The organism is Paenibacillus sp. LHD-38 (genome assembly GCF_031157315.1).
Lineage (GTDB): Bacteria > Bacillota > Bacilli > Paenibacillales > Paenibacillaceae > Pristimantibacillus.
Genome location: NZ_JAVIFU010000004.1, coordinates 1 through 20707, shown reverse-complemented (window position 1 = coordinate 20707; position 20707 = coordinate 1). Strand labels below are relative to the sequence as shown.

Genomic DNA, 20707 nt, shown 5'->3' with positions numbered 1-20707 from the left:
ATGTCAGATAAAAAACCTTATTTAGTAGACGCTATTATCGGCAATTCCAAGTTTCTTGCATCGTTTGGCCGCACAGGAAAAATGTACCGCCTGTGGTGGCCGAATATTGATCTGCCTCAGCATGTTGACGCCATTCGCACCGGTATTCAATTCGAGCAATCATCTGTTTCTTGGTTTGATGAAGAGGCAGATGGCTGGCAGCATACGGCTGAATATGTGGCCAAAACGAATATTTTCCGCGTTAAAGCCCGTTCTGAACAGCAGCCTCTTCACGTAAGCAGCCTGCATCTCGCGGTTCCCGGTCAAGATACGATTGTACGCGAGTATACCTTTACGAATTCAAGCGATCAACCCGTTTCTTTCTCGTTTATCGTTCATTCCTCCTTCCTCGTCAGCGAAAATCAGCTGTACAACACAACGTTGTTCGCTGCCGCTGACGACGCTTTGGTTCATTTTCGTCATAAGTATTATTTTGCGCTTTCGAGTGCAAACGTATGCACAGGTTACCAAGCAGGTCTTACTTGGGACTCCGCGCAGAGCGGCCAATTGAATGGAAATAACATAGATATGAAGCCCGACGGGGCTTTAAAATGGCAGATTGACTCGCTTGCAGCAGGTGCATCCGTAACCGTTCCCGTATACTTGACAGCCGGGCATGACGAACAAAGCGCATTGCAGCAAATGCGGGCAGCGAAAGAAAAGGAAAGCGCGCAATGGATCGCGGAAACCACGGCTTATTGGCTTGATTTTTTGGCAGCGGCTGCTCCTTGCCCATTTGAAGATACTGAGATTTCAGAGCTGTATGACCGTTCCCTGCTTATGTTTAAACTCATGTCCGACGAGCAAACCGGCAGCATTATCGCTGCGCCGGAATTTGATGAAAATTTTGTCCGCTGTGGCGGATATTCGTTCTGTTGGGGCCGAGATGCCGCATTCATTACAACTGCGCTTGATAGAGCAGGTCTTGGAGCCTTGTCCGACAGCTTCTATGCATGGACGCTCACAGCGCAGTCGCCTGACGGCTCATGGCAGCAGCGCCACTATCACGACGGCAGCCTTGCTCCGTCATGGGGACTTCAAATCGACGAGGGTTCGTCGATTATATGGGGAATGTGGCAGCATTACTTAGAGAACAAGGACGGGAAGTTCGCGGAGCAGGTTTGGCCCGCAGTCGAGAAAGGTGCTTCCTTCCTCATTAGCTTCATCAACTCGGAGAACGGCCTGCCTAAGCCAAGCATTGATTTATGGGAGGAACGCGAAGCTTCGCATACTTACTCCTCCGCCGCTGTATACGGCGGTTTGACGGCGGCTGCCAGCTTTGCCGAGCTTGCTGGAAAGCCTGAGCTCGCTGCCGAATGGACGGCTGCGGCAGAACGGATTTCTGCTGCCATTAAAGAGCTGTGCTGGAATGAAGCCGGCGGAAGCTTCTACCGCGGCGTAGAACTCACCGTTCATTCAAGCAAATACGTGCAGGCCCTTGCGGACGGCGCAACCGGTTATGTGACTGAAGGCAACAAAGGCTACCAAAAACACATCATCAACCATGACGACGTACTCGATATCAGCCTGCTCGGCATCTCCGTTCCGTTTGGCGCCGTACCTGCAGATCACCCATATATGCGCAGTACGGCCGACGCAGTTGAGGCTGCATTAACTGTTCCAGGCGTGGGCGGAATTAAGCGTTATGAGGATGACATCTATATCGGCGGCAATCCGTGGATTCTCACGACGTTGTGGCTCGCACACTATCGTATTCAAACGGGAATCCTTGACGAAGCAAAGCAATTGCTCAAATGGGCAATCGATCATCGCACCGAAACCGGCCTGCTGCCTGAGCAAGTAGACAAAAATACCGGCGAAACCGCATGGGTCGTGCCGCTCACTTGGTCACATGCGATGTTTATTCTCACGATCTTTATGCTCGCAGACGCGGAAGCGGCAGCCTCCCTTGAAGCAGCAGCGAACCATTCGCAAGTATAAACTTAGCTGCTGATCTGAGAATCGCATGCCCCAGCACAGTCCCGATCAGCTCTCAGCTTGGGCGTACAGTGTATAGAATACAACAGAAGCTTTTTCCCAACCGCCAATTCATAGCCTACATTGCAGTTTATGCAGCCTAATAGACCCTTGAGCGCCGAATGCGCCTTAGAAGAGTCAAACTACTGCACAAACTGCAACGTAGCTAGGGAAGGCTTGGCTAACATTCGATTCTGTAGTACAAACTACAATGTAGCTTTACGTGCGGCATTATTAGAACTGGAACAAACCATTTATTAGCCTGATCCAAATCAGCCGTTCTGTGTTAAGTACAACAGAAGCTTGGCGCATGGCATTACCGGGACAAACCATTTATGACATTGTCCCAACTCCAACACGTACAGTGTATAAAATACAACAGAAACCTTGCCGACTCTCCAATCCATCGCCTACATTGCAGTTTATGCAGCCTAATCGGCCCTTTGAGCGCCGAATGCGCCTTAAAAGCGCCAAACCACTGCATAAACTGCATCGTAGCTAGCGAAGGCTTGGCTAATACTCGATTCTGTTGCACAAACTACAATGTAGCTTTACGTGTGGCATTTCGGGAATAAACAATTACGAATCAGATCCAACTAAGCCGTACAGTGTATAAAATACAACAGAAACCTTGCCGACTCTCCAATTCATTGCCTACACTGCAGTTTATGCAGCCTAATCGGCCCTTTGAGCGCCGAATGCGCCTTAGAAGAGCCAAACTACTGCACAAACTGCATCGTAGCTAGGGAAGGCTTGGCTAAAATTGATTCTGTTGTACAAACTACAATGTAGCTTTACGTGTGGCCTTTCGGGAATAAACCAATTACGAACCAGATACAACTAAGCCGTACAGTGTATAAAGTACCACAAGCCTGGCGCGTGGCATTACCGGAACAAACCATTTATGACCTTGTCTTAACTCCGACACGTACAGTGTATTAAATACAACAGAAACCTTGCCGACTCTCCAATTCATCGTGTACACTGCAGTTAATGCAGCCTAATCAGCCCTTTGGCGCCGAATGCGCCTTCGAAGAGTCAAACTACTGCATAAACTGCATCGTAGCTAGTAAAAACCCGGATAACATTCGATTCTGTTGCACAAACTACAATGTAACTTGGCGCGCGGCACTGACTTTTGCTCTGATTAACAAGCTTAGCTTAAGCTCATTCAGCGTTTGGGCAGGCAAATCCGAGGAATTGTTAATCCGATAAATAGTTAATAGCATGACTGTATATAAAAAAGCGCACCGGCTGAGTCAGCCGATGCGCTTTTCCCTTTCCGCTCGAGCACCAATGGCTCCCTTCAATTCATCCGTACCCTACCCATCTGCTGCTTCGCCTCCACTCCATAAACCTTTTTTTTCCACATCATATGTTCGGCTGCCTGATTCACTTCGTGATTATGAGTGTATTAGTATTGACAGGAAACATGTAATTTGTAATAATTATAAATAAGGAATTGATCTAAATCAAATCCATCGTATTTATCCTTATTCATTTCGTATTCACTTCCTGTTAATAGCGCAAACTACCCTCAGAAAGGATGATCAATATGACTACAGCAATAACGGCAAAATCGACAACCGTACAAGAGCACCTGAACCATCAAATCGCCAACTGGAGCTTGCTTTACATCAAACTCCATAACTATCACTGGTATGTGAAAGGCTCTCAGTTTTTCACTTTGCATGTTAAGTTCCAAGAGCTATATGAGGAGGCTGCGCTCCACGTTGAAGATGAGTTTTTCAAGTAAGGAACGGTAAAGGTCAGGACACCTTGAATGGCGAACCTTTCTTCCAGCGACTGCGCGAGCAGCACATCCTTATAATCAAATTTGAACAAAACAAAACCAAGATCATCTTGTCCTGGCCATTTATGTCCAAAAGGACGAAGCTCCTCCGCAACTGCCTTGTGCATAAAGGTAGCGCCATAGAAGTCCATGAGCAGCGGGGCTGCGTCATTGGGCACAAAGCCGGCAACAATAAACTCGCGCTTCTCAGCCGGTTCCCAAGCGTCCTGATTCGTTCTAAGCTTACTTTCGTAAATGGGAAGCGTAACGGTGTCTCCAGCTTTTAAAAGAGTGATATCCCCAAAAGACAAAGGATCCTTCATCATATAAAAATGAGGAAGAATAATAAATTTAGGGTCATTTAATACCGCTTCCCAAGCGGCTTCATCACTCGAAAAGGCCGGCGACCTGCCTAGCAGGCGAACATGATTATCACGCAGAAGCTCCTCAGTAACCGGAACAACGGCTTGTGCCATTCCGCGCTCCATCATCGTCAACATATAGGGCTCAATGTTCAGCGATCCCTTTAGATGCTCCTGAATAAACGGATCCTTTGCAGCCGCTGTCTCAATTTCCGCCTTTTCCTGCGCAGTCCTGTACGAAGCATAGCCCCCAAAACCAAATAGGGTTTGGTTAGTCCGATCCACATTGCCATTCGCGAGAATCAACTGCATGATGCAAACGACAAAGGTGATCGTCATCATAACTAGCGCAAACAAAAGCGCAGCCGTATATGTTCTCCCGCTATGCCGACGCGGATATTTGATCGCCATCATCAACGATAAAGGAGGTATGCCGATCAGACGCAGCAGCTTTTGCAAAGGGATCGCTAGCTTGTCTAGTGCTGACAGAACAATAAAAAGCACGAAACAACAAGCTATTAGCCAGGTCGTTGCTATGAGGAGTAAATTTCCGCCATCTAGAGCAGGAGTTTGAACGAAAGCAAAAATAAAATGAATGCATGAAGCTGCCAGTCCTATCATGAAAATAATAGAGATTCTCTTTCGTCTGCCGCCTTTGGCCCGTTCTCCCCCCTCCCCTTCTGAAGGTCCGCGCAATGCTGCTGCAATAGAAAATCTGCTTACTTTACGTGCCGTAAAGACAGAAATCATGCTGAGAAAAAAGAGCGTTGCCGCGAAAACGGCTGCCACGCTTCCCAGCGATACATAAGGATGAACCGGCATTGGGCTGCCTGCCATACGTGCCAGTTCAGCTGCATATGCCCCATAAAATAATCGAACAAGGCCGTAGCCGCCTGCAATCCCGATAATCGTCCCAAGCAGCGCACTGGCAAGAGAGAGCAAAATCGCTTCCACTGTAAACATCGCTGCTATGTTTCCTTTAGTAAAACCAATCGTCCGCAGGATGCCGTACATTTGTTGTCTAGACTCGCCAATCATCACCAGCACCTGGCGCATGAACAGCATGCAGGAAACGATCGCAACGATACTGATCATGCCGATAATGAACGAATAATTCATCTGCTTGACCTTACTTTTGAAATCATGCTTTAAGTACTCAATCTTGTAAGGGTAATCCGGATCGATATACATTCCTTGCAAGTCTACTGATGGATCCGTGGCTCCTGCCAAAATGGCTGCATAACCATCGCCCGTTTGACCGGACAGCTCCCGAACAGCATGCTCCGTGCCAATAACCGTACCGGCGAATGCACCGGATTCCTGATAGCCCGTCAAGCCCCGCTGCTGCACCACGGCATGAATTCGAAATAGCCGATCTCGTTTGGAAGTCGTTACGGATAAGACATCGCCGACATCGACGCCGAGCAATCTGGCCATTTTCCGATTGATAATCAGCTCGTCATCAGCGAGGCCTTCTTTCCAAAGCTCCGCGTCAGCAGGATCCAACCTCGCCGCATCCTCCATGGGAAACCCCATGAACAGGATGTTTTTCAATGCTGCTTCCTCACCCGTATTCACCGTCGTCGTAAATAAAGCAGCTTCCGTCTTCACATAGGGCAGCAAGATAAAGCCGTCATTTACCCTACGGGCATTCTCCAGCAAATGAGTGACTTCCTGCCCTGTAAAATCGCTGCCATCAAGCGTTTTCGGTGTCAGCTTCCAATGGATAGGACCGAGATGCGTCTCGATCCATACTTCTCCGCTGCGCTGTATGGATTCATAGTTTACCACGCTGATAGCAATCAGCATGGCTCCGATAGCTCCCGCCATTATCGTGATCAGCGTCTGCTTCCATTGTTTTTTCAAATGCCCAAGCGCCATCCGCCAGACAATCCCGGATATAATCATTGAAGACCGCCTCCGTCATGGACGACACGGCCATTCTGCAAGCGAATCGAACGAGAGGCCCGATTAGCAACCAGCGGATCATGGGTGACCATGACGATGGTCGTTCCATGATGACGATTCAGCATTTCCAGCATCCCGATAATTTGTTCAGACGTTTCGGTATCCAGCGCCCCAGTTGGCTCGTCCGCCCAAAGGATTGCCGGCTTTCCTACAATGGCGCGGGCAATGGCTACCCGTTGGTTTTGACCGCCTGATAGAGCACCTGGGTATTGTTTGGCTTTTCCCTCGAGGCCAACCTCTTTGAGCGCTTCAAGCGCTCTCGTTTTGGCCTTATTCGCCGGGACGCCCGATGCGATCAGCGGAAGCGCCGTATTTTCCCAGGCGTTTAATACCGGTACGAGATGATATGCTTGAAAAACAAACCCCATTTTCGCAAGCCTCAGCTTTGCTATTTTCCGATCATCCCACTGATGAATGGGCGCGTCGCCAATCCAAATCTCGCCGCTGTCACAGGATTCAATGCCTGCCAAAACATGCAGCAGCGTCGATTTCCCTCCGCCGGAGGGACCTGTAATGGAAACCATTTCACCGCTGTTGATCGTAAATGTAACGTCGCGCAGCGCCCTGGCTGCTGCTTCTCCTTTGCCATACGTCTTCGTTAAACCTTTTACCGTAATCATTGGTCGATCTTCACCTCTTGTTCCATCGAATGCTTTCACTCTAGCAAATCGATATGCACTCATCATGGAGCAAATATGCAGAACTTGTGCAGATTTCTAGCCTTCTATAATCGGCAGGCATAACGTAAATGCGGCCCCTGCTCCATACTGGCTTGACACGCTTAGCCTTCCGCCATGCGCGAGTGTGAATTGCTTAGCTATCGCAAGCCCTAAACCAAGGCCAACCCCGCGCTTGCTCGCTTTGAGCTGGTCCCCGCCTCGATAAAAGCGTTCAAACACAAAGGCAAGCTCCTCCGCTTCGATCCCGAGACCATCATCAGCAATCGTCAGCTCAGCCTGTCCGTCCTTTAATCGAAGCTCTATTCGCAGCTCATCGCGCGCATGCTGGAGCCCATTGCCGAGCAGATTGATAATAATTTGGCGGACCCGGGCCTCATCCGCATAAACCCGAATATCCTGATCCATGGCGATGCTCGTATGTATGTCTTTCTCCTCCGTCCCGACAGCCAGTGTCTCGGCAACATCCGCAGTAAGCTTCGATAATGAAAACCAGCTTTTGCTCAGAGGCAGATGACCCGATTCAGCGAGTGACAGCTCCTGCAGATCACGAACATGCTTCGTGAGTCTTAGCGTCTCATCATGAAGCGGCACGATTCGCTCGAGGGGCAGCGGCTTCCCCTCTTGAATGGCATGATCCAGCTGCGCCCGCATAACCGCAATCGGCGTTCGAAGCTCATGGGCGATATCCGCCACCATGGTGCGCCTCACGGTTTCCAGCCGTTCAACCCTTCGCGCCAGCTGATCCACTTGTTCCAACACACGATTTAGAGAATCTTCGCGATGATACGCATGCTTCTCGCCCGTTAGATCTGCCCGCTCCGCTATCGCAGCAGCTATGCGCTGCTCCGTTTGCCTCGCTTCTCGCTGCGAGCGGCGAATCGCCCAAGCACCGATAACATAGGCAAGCAACAGGGACACAAGCGGCGGAATAACAATGCGAATAGCGGCTGATTTAGGGGTCTCAACCATTGCCTGCGTATAACCGACAATTTTGCCATTCGAAAGAATGGCTATTTTGCGCGCCTGAAGATTGTCATTCTTATTGGCATTCCATCCTGCTATAGCAGATTTTCCGTCAAGGCCATAGGCTCTGAGTATTAGAGACTTATTGGAATCAACCATATAACGATCGGATTGAAGTCGTTCTTCAAATCCAGTCCAGCTCCCCGTTTTCTCATAAAATAATTTGGCATACCCGTTCCAAAAAAGCGCCAGCTTCTCTTGCTCTGCCCGATCGGCGCAAAACGACAGCCATAGTGAGCAAGCAAGCGTCAGCAAAGCAGCTCCTGCGCTTATGAGAACTAACGAGCGCTTCTCTCGCCGCGAAAACCCTGCGTGACTCCCGCTCCTCATTTGAACACCTCCGTAAAGCGGTAGCCAACACCGTATACCGTTTGAATAAGCTCAAGCCTTTCATCTCCGCTTTCCAGCTTCCGCCGCAAATTACGAATATGAGAGTCCAGCGTCCTCTCATAGCCTAGAAAACCGTCGCCAAGCGCTTCATCCATTAGATGCGTGCGGGTAAATACCCTTCCAGGATTGGCCGCCAGCTTCCAGAGCAGCAGAAATTCCGTGCGGGTCAAATCAAGCCTTTGCTCTCCGAGCTCGGCCGCGAAGCGCTGCCGATCCAGCATGAGCGGACCCTGATGAATAACGGCAGCTTCCGCCGCAGGCAAAGAAGCCTCCCCCGGCTTGCCTGCTCTGCGCATTACCGCTTTTATTCGCGCGCTTAGCTCACGAAGCCCAAACGGCTTCGTTAAATAATCATCCGCGCCGAGCTCAAGCGCCAGTACCTTATCGAATTCATCCCCCTTCGCCGTAACCATAATGAAGGGCAGCTGCCACTCTTTTTCATTCCGCTTGCATATCTCTATTCCGCTCACTGCGCCAGGAAGCATCCAATCGACCAGCAGTAAATCCGGACGCACCTGCGGAATAAGACGCTCAGCTTCCATGAGTGAAGAAGCACCATGCACCTCTACCGATTCCTTGCTCAAATAATCAGCGCATTCCTGCAGCAGCTGTTTCTCATCCTCAATCCATACCACTTTCAACATCCACTCACGCTCCCCTATGCAAATTGTTACACAAGTGTAAACAGTTGTCACTGTTCTATGGCAGCAAAAGCTCGTTTCGCGGTGAAATATAAGCATCGTATAACATTAAAATTTATACTTTCTTATATCTCAAAAAAAGACAGCTCTTCCAAGTAAGGAAGAACTGTCTTCTTGCACACATTATTTTGACTTGAAGCTTTTCCTAAATTTATACAAACGTTACGCTGCATCTGCCCACAGGCTTGCCCGCCCACAGGGCTTGCAGCTGATCGCCTTCATGCAAAGCCGCAACGCCGGCCGGCGTTCCCGTATACAGAATATCGCCTTCGCCCAGCCCGTAATTCTCGCCTACGTATTGAATCAGCTCAGCAACACCGAACAGCATATCGCTTGCTTTGCCAAGCTGCGCTTCTTCTCCATTGCGCAAAAGCACGAATTCAGTCTCCGCAAGCGCAGCCGCACCCGGATATGGCAGCCATTCTCCTAGCGGAGCGGAGCCCTTAAAGCCTTTTGCCGCAAGCCACGGTTGGCCCTTTGCCTTCAGCTTAGACTGTACATCGCGAAGTGTTAAGTCAAGGCCCAGCGCCATGCCGTCAACGCATTGCTCTATATCGATACCCGGCTCGTAAGCCCGGCCGATACGCAGCACGATCTCCAGTTCAAAATGCACCTCGCCCACATTCGCCGGAAGCGAAACGACATTGCCGGCCATCGGGACAATGGCGTGAGACGGCTTCGTGAACACAAGCGGCTCATCTGGAACCTCGTTGCCCAGCTCCAAAGCGTGGAGCCTATAATTGCGGCCAATACAATAAATATTACGAACCTCGTTATTGCTCATGAACAATGCCGCCCCTCTGTCCTATATGTTATCTTGCAGCAGCTTATTTCTGAGCTGCGATCTGCTCTGCCAATTCGTTCAGCTCTGCCCAGCGGTCCATTAGCTTCTCCAGCTTCTCTTCCAGCTGCTGCTGCTCAGCAGCAAGCTCCTGCAAACGTGAAGAGTCGCTGCTTGCCGCTTCCATGCGTCCTGCGATTTCAGTGATTTCGTTTTCCGCGGCTTCAATCCAGCCGTCGATTTGTTCGAAATCCTTCTGGTCCTTGTAGGACATTTTGAGCGTACGTTCTTTGCCTGCCGCTTTCGCAGGAGCTTCCGTGCTGCTCGGGACAACAGCCGCAGCCGTTTTCGGAGCGGCAGTTGCAGCCGGCGCAGCTGCGCCGTGCTTCGCGACAAACTCCTGATAGTCCGAATAATTGCCGGTGTGATGCGTAATCACGCCATCGCCTTCGAACGCGACTATTTTATCGACCGTACGATCGAGGAAGTAGCGGTCATGGGAAACCACGAACACGACTCCCGGAAAATCATCCAAATAATCCTCAAGCACCGTAAGCGTCGAAATATCGAGATCATTCGTCGGCTCATCCAGCAGCAGCACATTCGGCGCGTTCATTAGCACGCGCAAAAGCTGCAAACGGCGTTTCTCGCCGCCGGACAGCTTGGAAATCGGCGTCCACTGCATAGTCGGCGAGAACAGAAAACGTTCCAGCATTTGGCCCGCCGATATCGTCGTTCCATCTGCCGTTTTCACCTGCTCCGCAGCTTCGCGAATATATTCAATCACGCGCAGAGATTGATCCATTTCCTCGTGCTCCTGCGAGAACCAGCCCAGCTTAACCGTTGCGCCAAGATCAACCGTGCCCTCATCCGGCGTTAATTGTCCGGTTATCAGCTTTAGCAGCGTCGATTTTCCGCTGCCGTTGCGGCCGACGATGCCGACCCGATCCTCGGGAACCGCAATATAGCTGAAATCACGAATCAGCGTCCGGTCACCGAAGCGCTTCGTTACGGCTTCGATTTCAACGATTTTCCGCCCCAGTCTAGTAGACGCCACCGATACGTCCATCTTCCCGCCCGCTTGCTTCGGCGCATCCGCCTTAAGCGCTTCAAACCGATCGATACGCGCTTTTTGCTTCGTCGATCGCGCCTTTGCGCCTCGTCTAATCCATGCAAGCTCGTTACGCAGCAGATTCTGACGCTTCGATTCCGTTGAAGCTTCCCGTTCTTCACGGTCCAGCTTCAGCTCCAGAAAGCGGCTGTAGTTCGCTTGATAGAAATGGGCTTGCCCTTTATCCAGCTCGATCACTCTATTGCTGACACGATCAAGGAAATAACGGTCATGCGTAATCATGAGCAGCGCGCCTCTGCGCTTTTGCAGCATACCCTCCAACCAGGCGACGGAGTCATTATCAATATGGTTCGTAGGCTCATCGAGAATAAGCACATCGGATGGAAGCAAGAGCGCGGCCGCCATAGCGACACGCTTGCGCTGACCGCCCGATAAGGTCTCTACCTTCGCCTCAAAATCATAAATGCCCAGCTTGGATAATGCCATCTTCGCGTCGCTCTCCAGCTGCCACGCATCAAACTCATCCATGAGCTGGTTGGCTTTGATGAGCTGCTCCTGAAGTGCGGCATCGCTAGGCTTTAGCTCAATGGCTTCCATTGCCGCTGCATAGGCCTGTACTGCTCTAAGCTGCGGGGTATCACCGCCTAGCACATGCTCGAGCGTTGTTTCATTCGGTGCAAAAACCGGATCCTGCGACAGCATTCTGACCGTTACCCGGTTACCGATGGATATCGTGCCCGAATCTGCCGGCTCGAGGCCCGCAATCACCTTAAGGAAGGTCGACTTCCCCGTCCCGTTCACGCCAATGATGCCGACTTTATCGCCATCCTCTACGCCGAACGTGACATTTTCGAACAACAGCTTCTCGCCATAGCTCTTCGTTATATGTTCTACAGACAATGAATGCATAAGGCAAACCTACTTTTTTGAAATAGTATAGCTGCAAAAGCAGCCACTCGTATCATACCACAAAAAGGTTTTATCTTCACTTTACGCAAGCCTTGGCAGCCCCATCTCCCCTTGCAAAATACTAATCAATATTCCCACGGTTAATGTCGATATAATAAGTAAGAGGAAGGAGTGATCCCGAATGGGTAAGCCCTATTTATTTCTATTTACCGGCACAAGCGGTTCCGGCCGCAAGACCGCGGCGCATAAAGCCTTGCAAGGCTCCGGTATCCTGCATATCCCCTCCTGCACCGACCGGCCGCCACGTGATAGAGAACGTCCTGATATGGATTACCGATATGTCAGCAAGGAGCAATTCGATCAATTGGCAGCGGACGGTTTCTTCACCGAACTGGTCAAAATCGATCAGCACCGCTATGGAATCGGCCGGCGCTATCTCGATTTGGCGCTTCAAGCCGGCAACAGCGTCTATCTTATTCTCAACCGCGAGGGCGCGGATACGATTCGCAAGCTGTACGGTGAGCGAGCCATCCGGATTTTCCTCTACGTGGATAAGAAAACGGTGTACGAGCGGCTGGAAAGCAAAGGCACGAGCTATGAGATTATTGACAGCTACCTCAGCCATTATTCCGAAGAAGTCACTTACCGCAAATCCTGCGAGCATATTATCGAGAACCTGTCGCTGGAGCGGACTGCTCAGCAAATCCGAGCCATTATAAACAGCTATCTAAAACCAAGCGAATAGAAAACTTATTGATTAGGCAAGCGCAAGCGGCTTTCGCCGTCCTCTGCGGCAAATGGCAAAACAGACGTTTCACGGAGATATATAAGCACATTTATAATGTGTAAACGTATAAACTCTTATATATAAAAAAAGGGCCTGCACTTCGTCTTCAAAAGACGGTGCAGGCCCTTTCAGCTATAAATTAACGTTTGCCGATCATGTTCTCAGGTCGTACAAACTCGTCGAATTGCTCGGAAGTAAGCAAGCCGCTTGCAATAGCTGACTCTTTTAAAGTAAGACCTTTTTTATGGGCGTTTTTCGCGATTGCAGCCGCATTCTCGTAACCGATGTGCGGGTTAAGTGCCGTAACGAGCATAAGCGATTGATCGAGATTGCGCTTGATTGCCGCTTCGTTCGGCTCAATGCCAACCGCGCAATTATCGTTGAACGATACCATGCCGTCAGCAAGCAGCGCTACCGATTGCAGGAAGTTATAGATGATAACAGGCTTGAATACGTTAAGCTCGAAGTTACCTTGGCTTGCCGCCATCGAAATCGCCGTATCGTTACCGATGACTTGGCAAACCGCCATCGTCAAGGCTTCGCTTTGGGTCGGATTCACTTTACCTGGCATAATCGAGCTGCCCGGCTCGTTCTCAGGAATCGAAATTTCGCCGATACCGCAGCGAGGTCCGCTTGCGAGCCATCTCACATCATTTGCGATTTTCATCAAATCCGCTGCCAACGCTTTAACCGCGCCATGCGTGTACACGATTTGATCATGGCTTGTCAGCGAGTGGAATTTGTTCTCAGCCGTCACGAAGGTTTTGCCCGTAAGCGCCGTTACTTCCTCTGCTACCGCGACTGCAAAGTCAGGATGTGCGTTAAGGCCCGTACCAACCGCTGTACCGCCGAGCGCTAGATCACGCATAGTTTCCACGCTTTGAACAAGCATGGCACGCGTTCTGTCCAGCATCGAGTACCAGCCGCTAATTTCTTGACCGAGCGTGATTGGCGTAGCATCTTGCAGATGCGTCCGGCCGATTTTCACTAGATCGTTAAACTTCTCCGCTTTCGCGCGGAGCGTACCGTTAAGCAGGTCAAGCGATGGAAGCAAACGATCCTCCAGCGCGATAACGCCAGCGATGTGCATCGCTGCAGGGAAGGTATCGTTCGAGCTTTGCGAGCGGTTTACATCATCGTTCGGGTGAATGCGTACATCGCTTCCGCGTTCAGCAAGCAAACCGTTCGCACGGTTAGCGATGACCTCGTTTACGTTCATGTTCGTTTGCGTGCCGCTTCCTGTTTGCCAAACTACTAGTGGAAAATGGTCATCCCATTTGCCTGCAACGATTTCATCTACGGCCTCGCCGATAATGGCTGATTTTGCCGCATCCAGCACACCAAGCTTCTCGTTGGCTTGCGCTGATGCTTTTTTGATATAAGCCATAGCATATACGACTTCGATCGGCATGCGCTCGCCACTGATTTTAAAGTTTTGCAGGCTTCTTTGCGTTTGAGCGCCCCACAGCTTGTCTGCAGGAACCTGAATTTCACCCATCGTGTCCTTCTCAATCCGATAATCCATTAATTGAACGACTCCTTTAATCAATTGGTTTGTCTCTAATGACCCTGTTTCTGTTATAACGCTATTCCCGCTCAGAATCAAGCAATGCTGCATAATCTGCTTGAACTAACAGCAATCGAGGAGCGATGTAAGCTTCATTCAGGATTTTCTTTGCAGCGTTCCATTTGTTTCGATGACTTCAATAAAGACAGCCCGTTCCTCCGGCTGATTGTTTGGCGTATGCATAGCCAGCATTAGGCTTCCCTCCAAGGATCGGAACAGCATGCCGTGTCCGCCGTCCTCAGGAAACAGCGTCTCTTCATCCTGCTTCCAAGGTCCTTCTACCTTACCGCTCTCCGAGCGCGCGATACCAATCGCATAACCGTTCTTCGATCCGCTTGACCACAACATGAGCAGTTCACCCGCCTGATTTCTGAACAGGAACGGTCCATCCGTTACATAGACATCCTTGTCATCCCCGCCAGCTACCGCCCAAGGTGCTTCCGAAGCAGCGAACAACGTGATCGGCTCTCCTGCTGCTTCGCTCAGATCCGAAGTGAGCGGAATGGCGCACATTTTCCCATCCCTCACCTGCACCCACTCATGGCAAAATACCATCCAAGGCGTACCATCCTCGTCAATGTGCAGCGTTCCGTCTAAACATTCCCATTCGGCCGGCGTAACCGGCTCTTTGATGAGCGGTTCAAAGGGGCCTACAGGGCTTTCGGCTATCAATACTTGCGTTGCCCGGCGCTTGTCGTCCGACTTAAAGGAGGCAAACATATAATAGCTGTCTTTATAAAAATACACCTCAGGCGCCCAGAAGTGATGATCCGCCCAAAAGCCAGGCTCCGGTCTAAACGCCGGGAAAGGACCCTCCCACTGCCCCAGATCCGTGCTGCGATATGTATTAAAGCCTGTTCCCGGACCAGACCACACGGTCTCGTCTGTCGTACCGTAAAGGTAATAACAGCCTGCCTGCTCATCAACAAGAATATATGGATCCCGAATGCGAATATCTTCACGTTTTATCATTAGCTCATGTCTCCCCCAGTGAATTGATGTTTTTGCGTACGCACTTGAAAAAAATACCCTGACAGAGGTTAAGCTTCTCTATCAGGGTATTAGGCTACAGCCCTTTCGCTTCGCGATAAGCTGTGATATAAGCAGCCGCCTTCTTCTCGATGAGTGAGAAATCGCCGGTTTTCACAGCATCCTTCGTCAGATCGGAGCCAATACCGACCGCAACTGCGCCTGCCTTGATCCAGTCCTTCAAATTGTCGAGCGATACGCCGCCTGTCGGCATAACGTTCGCCTGGGGCAGCGGTCCTTTTATAGAAGGAATCACGCTCGGAGAGTAAAGGTTGCCCGGGAATAGCTTCACGATATCAACACCAAGCTCCAATGCGGTTTGAATTTCGTGAATCGTCATGGTGCCTGGCAAAATCGGAATCGCATAGCGGTTACAAAGCTTGATTGTATCCGGGTTAAGAGCTGGAGATACGACATATTCAGCACCGGCCAAAATAGCCGCGCGCGCCGTTTCCGGATCAAGCACGGTCCCCACGCCGATAATGGCAAAGTTATCCGCATCTGGTGATACGGAGCTAGAATATTCCTTCGATAATTGCTCGATCGCGCGAAGCGCGAAAGGTACCGTCATCGTAATCTCGATGGCTTTGATTCCGCCCTTGATCGCGCGGCGCGACATTTCCACAACTTCCTCTGGCGAGTCTGCGCGAAGCACAGCTACAACGCCGGCATCCGTCAGCTGCTGCAGCACTCTAAGCTTTTTCATCCGTTTGTCCCTCTTCCCATTATGTTCGTATTTGTTCGAAAATGTGCTATCCCTAACGCTCATTATATGCTGTTTTAAACAATTCTTCAATCATTGTCCTACTTCACGTAATCAATCTCTAAAAACTTTTCGACTTCGGTTACCCAGCGTTCATTCACAAATTGCACATGGAGCGGATGTTCGTTGTACGCATCATAATCAGCCTGGTTCGCAAATTCCATGGCAAAGCCGTGACGGAAGTCATTTTTACCGCTTACCTGCTTATAAACTTGAAAGTTCGTTACCGTCGGGATCGAAGTTAAAATCCGCTCGCCGTCCTCCAAAAACTGACGCTCCGCCTCCGAGCCCTGCTCATGCTTTAAGTTGAAAATAACCGAATGCAAGATCCACTCTTTTGTTTGCGCTGACATCCAGATCGCTCCCTTTGTTTAATGAAATGAAATGATTCCTTTAAAAGTAACATAAACAAGCTGTTTAGTGGAACGTTTTCATTCAATAATCGCTTTAAGGCAATCGGCTGTGCCAGCATGCTGCTGTTTAACCAACGCAGGATATGTTTAACTATTCGGGGTATGACTAGGTAAATATTGGAATGTTGATAAACGAATGTTTACACGTATGGATGAGATTATAATCGAGATCCCGAATGTTGAAAAACCGGACCCTAACGCTGCGGCTGCCGTACAAGAGCTGCTTGGCGGTAAGTTTGGAGAGATGTCGACGTTAAACCATTACCTGTATCAATCTTTTAACTTCCGTTCAAAAGATAAACTTAAGCCATTCTATGACTTGGTGATGAGCATCACAACGGAAGAGCTTGGCCATGTCGAGCTTGTATCGCATGCTATCAACAAATGCTTGAGAGGCTCAACTGACTATAAAGAGCCAGACAAAACGCCGCTTGGCTCCGTTCAAGACGCACGCTTGTCCTATCACTTCCTTTCCGGCGCGCAAGGCGCTATGCCATTTGACTCGATGGGGAATCCATGGACCGGCTCCAACGTGTTTAACAGCGGAAATCTGGTTGAGGATTTGCTGCATAACTTCTTCCTCGAATGCGGGGCTAGAACGCATAAAATGAAGGTATACGAAATGACGGACCACCCCGCTGCGCGCGCAGTCGTAGGTTTTCTCCTCGTTCGGGGCGGCGTTCACGTCGTTGCATATGCCAAGGCGCTGGAAATTGCGACAGGCGTTAATGTAACGAAATTAGTGCCGATTCCTTCCTTGAGCAACAAATCATTTAACGAGGCTAGGAAATACGAAGAAAAAGGCGTGCACACGAAGCTTTACACTTGGAGCGATACTGACTTTTCCACGATCGATCAAATTTGGAAGGGAACGCATCCCGAGGATGCTCTCCCGCTTGAGGTTATTCAAGGTTCGCCAAAAGGTTTCCCGATTCCTGAAGCCCCTTCTGTAGAAGAGGAGTTCGCACCTGGAATCTCCGCAGAGGACTTTAAAGCGGTCGCCAAACGGCTTAAGCAGGAAGGTAATATTAAAGAGTAACGATAAAGATAAAAGTCTCTAGGTTGAGCCGATTGCTAACTCCACACGTCGGATATTCAGCGCGTCAGCAGCAGCTGCGCGCTTTTACAACTAACTACTAGGCATCTATTCTGTTTAGATGACAATAAGGTTGGAAGTTCTGACCTGTCGCGTTGGAAATGAGAAATATGATCAGCTAGCTGGACAGCTTCATCTATCTTTATTAGATATGCTTGGTCCTTAACCATATGAATGATATACTTGCAGCAGACGAAGAACGTCCTAAAGCCATTCTGTTGGCATTAGGGCGTTTTTTTTTATTTTCAGAAGGGGGCCTGTTGCAATGAGTGACTTTGAGCAATCCTATTGTGATTTTTTAGAGCAGCATGAGCGAAAAAGATCCGGGGAACGCAAAGGAAGGTTGGTAAGAGGACATGGTTATGCGGAGAAGCTGCTGCTCCAAAACGTATGGTGGCCGCTTTTCGGTAATTTCCATAACCTGCATCCCGAATACGAGATTTATGATTGGAACCGCAAGTCGCAATTTCTTGATTTTGCTTTTCTTCCTGAGTTTGGTCAGTTTGGGCTGGAATGCGACGGTTTTCAGAGCCACATTAAAGATATGGACAGAGAAAAGCACAGCTATGCCGTGAATCGTGATAACTTTTTAACCGCAATGGGCTGGAAGATGTTCCATTTCACTTTTGATGATGTACAGAAGCGCCCTGAAATATGCCGCATGCTGCTTCAAATGTCCCTTGCTCCTCATCTAATACGCAGCAGCTCCAGTACACCAATGAACCTGAAAGAGCGAGAAGTCCTTAAATTAGCTTGGTCATTAGGCCGCAAAATACGCCCCAAGGATGTCCAGAATCATCTGAATTTGAATTTTCGCACAGCCAGAATTAGACTACATTCGCTAGTCGAGAAAAAACTGCTTCGTCCTATAGTCAACGGCAGAGACATACGTTTCTATGAACTCGCCGAAGGCGCCTTGGAATCTTTGTTGTAGATCCAGCAAAGACCCGTTTAGGCTAAAACGCTATTAGATTTTTGTTTGGCCCATGTTTAGTCCTTTGTTTTACTTTAATCGGCCCTTTGTTCGGCCCTTTGATTGGTCTTTGTTTGGTCTTTGTTTGGTCTTTGTTTGGTCTTTGTTTGGTCTTTGTTTGGTCTTTGTTTGGTCTTTGTTCGTTCCTGTGTTTACCTGGTGCTACGTTGCAGTTTATACACTCTAATCGGCTCTTAAGTAACAACGCTCTTGCTACACTGCAGTTTTTGCAGCAGAATCAGTCCATTCAACCCCTTTAGTCCCTTATCAGGCTGATTCTGCTGTACTTTCTGCAGCGTAGCCCATCCTGCGCTATGCATATGCGTTTTCTGTTGTACAAAGTGCAATGTACGCAGCGATTGGTTAGTTGTGAACACAGCAGCAGGAGCAGTAGGATCAATACCAGCACTATCAGCATTAGCAGCACATTCCTAACACTAACCCGTGCTACGTTGCAGTTTATACACTCTAATCGTCTGTTAAGTAACCACGCTCTTGCTACACTGCAGTTTTTGCAGCAGAATCAGTTCGTTCAGCCACTTTAGTCCCTTATCAGGCTGATTCTGCTGTACTTTCTGCAGCGTAGCCCATCCTGCGCTATGCATATGCGTTTTCTGTTGTACAAAGTGCAATGTACGCAGCGATTGGTTAGTTCTGTTCGATATTCAGCAGTATGAGCATTATCAGCACTCTCAGCACTTTCAACATTACCATCACTACCTGCACTACCTGCATTACCAGCACTACCATCACTACCTGCACTACCTGCATTACCAGCACTACCAGCACTACCAGCACTACCAGCACTACCAGCACTACCAGCACTACCAGCACTACCAGCACTACCAGCACTTTCAATACTATCAATACTATTAATACTAGCAATACTAGTAACACTAGCAATACTAGTAACACTAGCAACACATTCCTAACACTAACCTGTGCTACATTGCAGTTTGTACACTCTAATCGTCTGTTAAGTAACAACGCTCTTGCTACACTGCAGTTTTTGCAGCAGAATCAGTCCATTCAACCCCTTTAGTCCCTTATCAGGCTGATTCTGCTGTACTTTCTGCAGCGTAGCCCATCCTGCGCTCCGCATATGCGTTTTCTGTTGTACAAAGTGCAGTGTACGCAGCGATTGGTTAGTTCTGTTCGATATTCAGCAGTATGAGCATTATCAGCACTCTCAGCACTCTCAGCACTTTCAACATTACCATCACTACCTGCACTACCTGCATTACCAGCACTACCAGCACTACCAGCACTACCATCACTACCTGCACTACCTGCATTACCAGCACTACCAGCACTTTCAATACTATCAATACTATTAATACTTTCAATACTATCAATACTAGTAACACTAGCAATACTAGTAGCACTAACAACAAATTCCTAACACTAACCTGTGCTACGTTGCAGTTTGTACACTCTAATCGTCTGTTAAGTAACCACGCTCTTGCTACACTGCAGTTTCTGCAGCAGAATCCGACCATTGAGACTCTTTAGTCCCTTAACAGGCTGTTTCTGCTGTACTTTCTGCAGCGTAGCCACTCGTTCGCTCCGCATTTGCGTTTTCTGTTGTACAAAGTGCAGTGTACGCAGCGATTGGTTAGTTGTTACCGATATTCAGTAGTATGAGCATTACCAGTAGTATGAGCATTATCAGCAGTATGAGCATTACCAGCAGTATGAGCATTATCAGCAGTATGAGCATTACCATCAGTATGAGCATTACCAGCAGTATGAGCATTACCAGTAGTATGAGCATTATCAGCAGTATGAGCATTACCAGCAGTATGAGCATTACCAATACGGAGCAAGGGGTCCCCCTGTGTCAGAATAGTTGTCGCCCCCCTCAAAAGAACGTATAGTGAGGAAAAAGAGGCCGAGGTGGAGGACAATGAACCAAGTGAACAAGGAATTGAAGCAGAGCATCTTGCAACGCATGATGCCGCCAAATAACGAGCCTGTCAGTCAGATAGCCAGAGAAACCGGACTATCGGAAACGACACTGTACAAGTGGAAGAAGGCAGCCAAAGCGCAAGGAATGATCATGCCTGATGGCGCACAACCGGCAGAGCGATGGAGTACGCGAGATAAGTTTGCCATCGTGGTGGAAACAGCTGCGTTAAGTGAGATTGAGTTGTCGGAATACTGTCGTGCCAGAGGGCTGTTCGTCGAGCAGGTAGAGGCTTGGCGCGATGCTTGCATGCAAGCAAATGGCGGGATAGCCGAGCAAGCGAGCAATCTGCAAAAGGATCTTCGAACGAAAGAACAAGAGGTTAAAGCCTTGACCCGAGAACTTCAACGGAAAGAATCAGCTTTAGCGGAAACTGCCGCACTACTGGTATTACGAAAAAAGGCCCAAGCGATCTGGGG

17 protein-coding genes and 1 pseudogene are annotated in these 20707 nt (G+C 49.2%); 6 read left to right on the top strand and 12 right to left on the bottom strand.

Annotated elements, in window-relative coordinates:
- Entirely contained in the window at positions 1–1980 is a 1980-nt protein-coding gene (locus RCO25_RS04720) for a glycoside hydrolase family 15 protein (protein WP_308994984.1), read from the top strand.
- Positions 1981–3571: 1591 nt separating this feature from the next.
- Positions 3572–3757 (top strand): annotated as a pseudogene (locus RCO25_RS04715) (Dps family protein); the annotation flags it as partial.
- Here RCO25_RS04715 and RCO25_RS04710 read toward each other — a convergent pair.
- From RCO25_RS04710 to RCO25_RS04685, 6 genes are all read right to left on the bottom strand, one after another.
- Complete coding sequence (locus RCO25_RS04710; RefSeq protein WP_308995154.1) at positions 3691–5265, bottom strand: ABC transporter permease; 1575 nt, start codon at positions 5263–5265, stop codon at positions 3691–3693. The pseudogene RCO25_RS04715 and the gene RCO25_RS04710 sit on opposite strands and share 67 nt — an antisense overlap.
- A gap of 809 nt (positions 5266–6074) precedes the next feature.
- A complete protein-coding gene (locus tag RCO25_RS04705) occupies positions 6075–6758 on the bottom strand; it encodes an ABC transporter ATP-binding protein (RefSeq protein ID WP_308994983.1) in 684 nt (227 codons plus the stop codon).
- Positions 6759–6854: 96 nt separating this feature from the next.
- A complete protein-coding gene (locus tag RCO25_RS04700; RefSeq protein ID WP_308994982.1) occupies positions 6855–8171 on the bottom strand; it encodes a sensor histidine kinase in 1317 nt (438 codons plus the stop codon).
- Positions 8168–8875 carry a response regulator transcription factor gene (locus RCO25_RS04695; RefSeq protein WP_308994981.1) on the bottom strand — a complete coding sequence of 236 codons (708 nt, stop codon included), beginning with the start codon at positions 8873–8875 and terminating at the stop codon, positions 8168–8170. The genes RCO25_RS04700 and RCO25_RS04695 overlap by 4 nt, the downstream gene beginning before the upstream one ends.
- A gap of 208 nt (positions 8876–9083) precedes the next feature.
- Positions 9084–9716: a fumarylacetoacetate hydrolase family protein gene (locus RCO25_RS04690; RefSeq protein ID WP_308994980.1), complete on the bottom strand. Its 633-nt coding sequence runs from the start codon at positions 9714–9716 to the stop codon at positions 9084–9086.
- A 43-nt stretch (positions 9717–9759) separates the two neighbouring features.
- Positions 9760–11694, bottom strand: coding sequence for an ABC-F family ATP-binding cassette domain-containing protein (locus tag RCO25_RS04685; RefSeq protein WP_308994979.1), 1935 nt, complete (start codon positions 11692–11694; stop codon positions 9760–9762).
- Between the two features lie 181 nt (positions 11695–11875).
- On the opposite strand from RCO25_RS04685, the gene RCO25_RS04680 reads away from it, so the two are divergent.
- Positions 11876–12439 carry a guanylate kinase gene (locus RCO25_RS04680; RefSeq protein WP_308994978.1) on the top strand — a complete coding sequence of 188 codons (564 nt, stop codon included), beginning with the start codon at positions 11876–11878 and terminating at the stop codon, positions 12437–12439.
- A gap of 181 nt (positions 12440–12620) precedes the next feature.
- Here the strand turns inward: RCO25_RS04680 and fumC are convergent, their stop codons facing one another.
- The 4 genes from fumC to RCO25_RS04660 form a co-directional block, all read right to left on the bottom strand.
- Complete coding sequence (fumC, locus tag RCO25_RS04675) at positions 12621–14006, bottom strand: class II fumarate hydratase (protein ID WP_308994977.1); 1386 nt, start codon at positions 14004–14006, stop codon at positions 12621–12623.
- Between the two features lie 138 nt (positions 14007–14144).
- A complete protein-coding gene (locus tag RCO25_RS04670) occupies positions 14145–15020 on the bottom strand; it encodes a glycoside hydrolase family 43 protein (RefSeq protein WP_308994976.1) in 876 nt (291 codons plus the stop codon).
- 94 nt (positions 15021–15114) lie between these two features.
- A complete protein-coding gene (locus RCO25_RS04665; protein WP_308994975.1) occupies positions 15115–15783 on the bottom strand; it encodes a bifunctional 2-keto-4-hydroxyglutarate aldolase/2-keto-3-deoxy-6-phosphogluconate aldolase in 669 nt (222 codons plus the stop codon).
- 98 nt (positions 15784–15881) lie between these two features.
- Positions 15882–16193, bottom strand: coding sequence for a Dabb family protein (locus tag RCO25_RS04660; RefSeq protein ID WP_308994974.1), 312 nt, complete (start codon positions 16191–16193; stop codon positions 15882–15884).
- Positions 16194–16389: 196 nt separating this feature from the next.
- Between RCO25_RS04660 and RCO25_RS04655 the strand changes: the two genes are divergently transcribed.
- Positions 16390–17292: a manganese catalase family protein gene (locus RCO25_RS04655; protein ID WP_308994973.1), complete on the top strand. Its 903-nt coding sequence runs from the start codon at positions 16390–16392 to the stop codon at positions 17290–17292.
- A gap of 322 nt (positions 17293–17614) precedes the next feature.
- Positions 17615–18283: a hypothetical protein gene (locus RCO25_RS04650; protein ID WP_308994972.1), complete on the top strand. Its 669-nt coding sequence runs from the start codon at positions 17615–17617 to the stop codon at positions 18281–18283.
- Positions 18284–18970: 687 nt separating this feature from the next.
- Here the strand turns inward: RCO25_RS04650 and RCO25_RS04645 are convergent.
- Entirely contained in the window at positions 18971–19180 is a 210-nt protein-coding gene (locus RCO25_RS04645; RefSeq protein WP_308994971.1) for a hypothetical protein, read from the bottom strand.
- Positions 19181–19944: 764 nt separating this feature from the next.
- Positions 19945–20148, bottom strand: a complete 204-nt coding sequence (locus RCO25_RS04640) for a hypothetical protein (RefSeq protein ID WP_308994970.1) — start codon at positions 20146–20148, stop codon at positions 19945–19947.
- An 80-nt stretch (positions 20149–20228) separates the two neighbouring features.
- Here RCO25_RS04640 and RCO25_RS04635 point away from each other — a divergent pair.
- A partial coding sequence (locus tag RCO25_RS04635) for a transposase (protein WP_308994969.1) occupies positions 20229–20707 on the top strand: 479 nt, incomplete at its 3' end.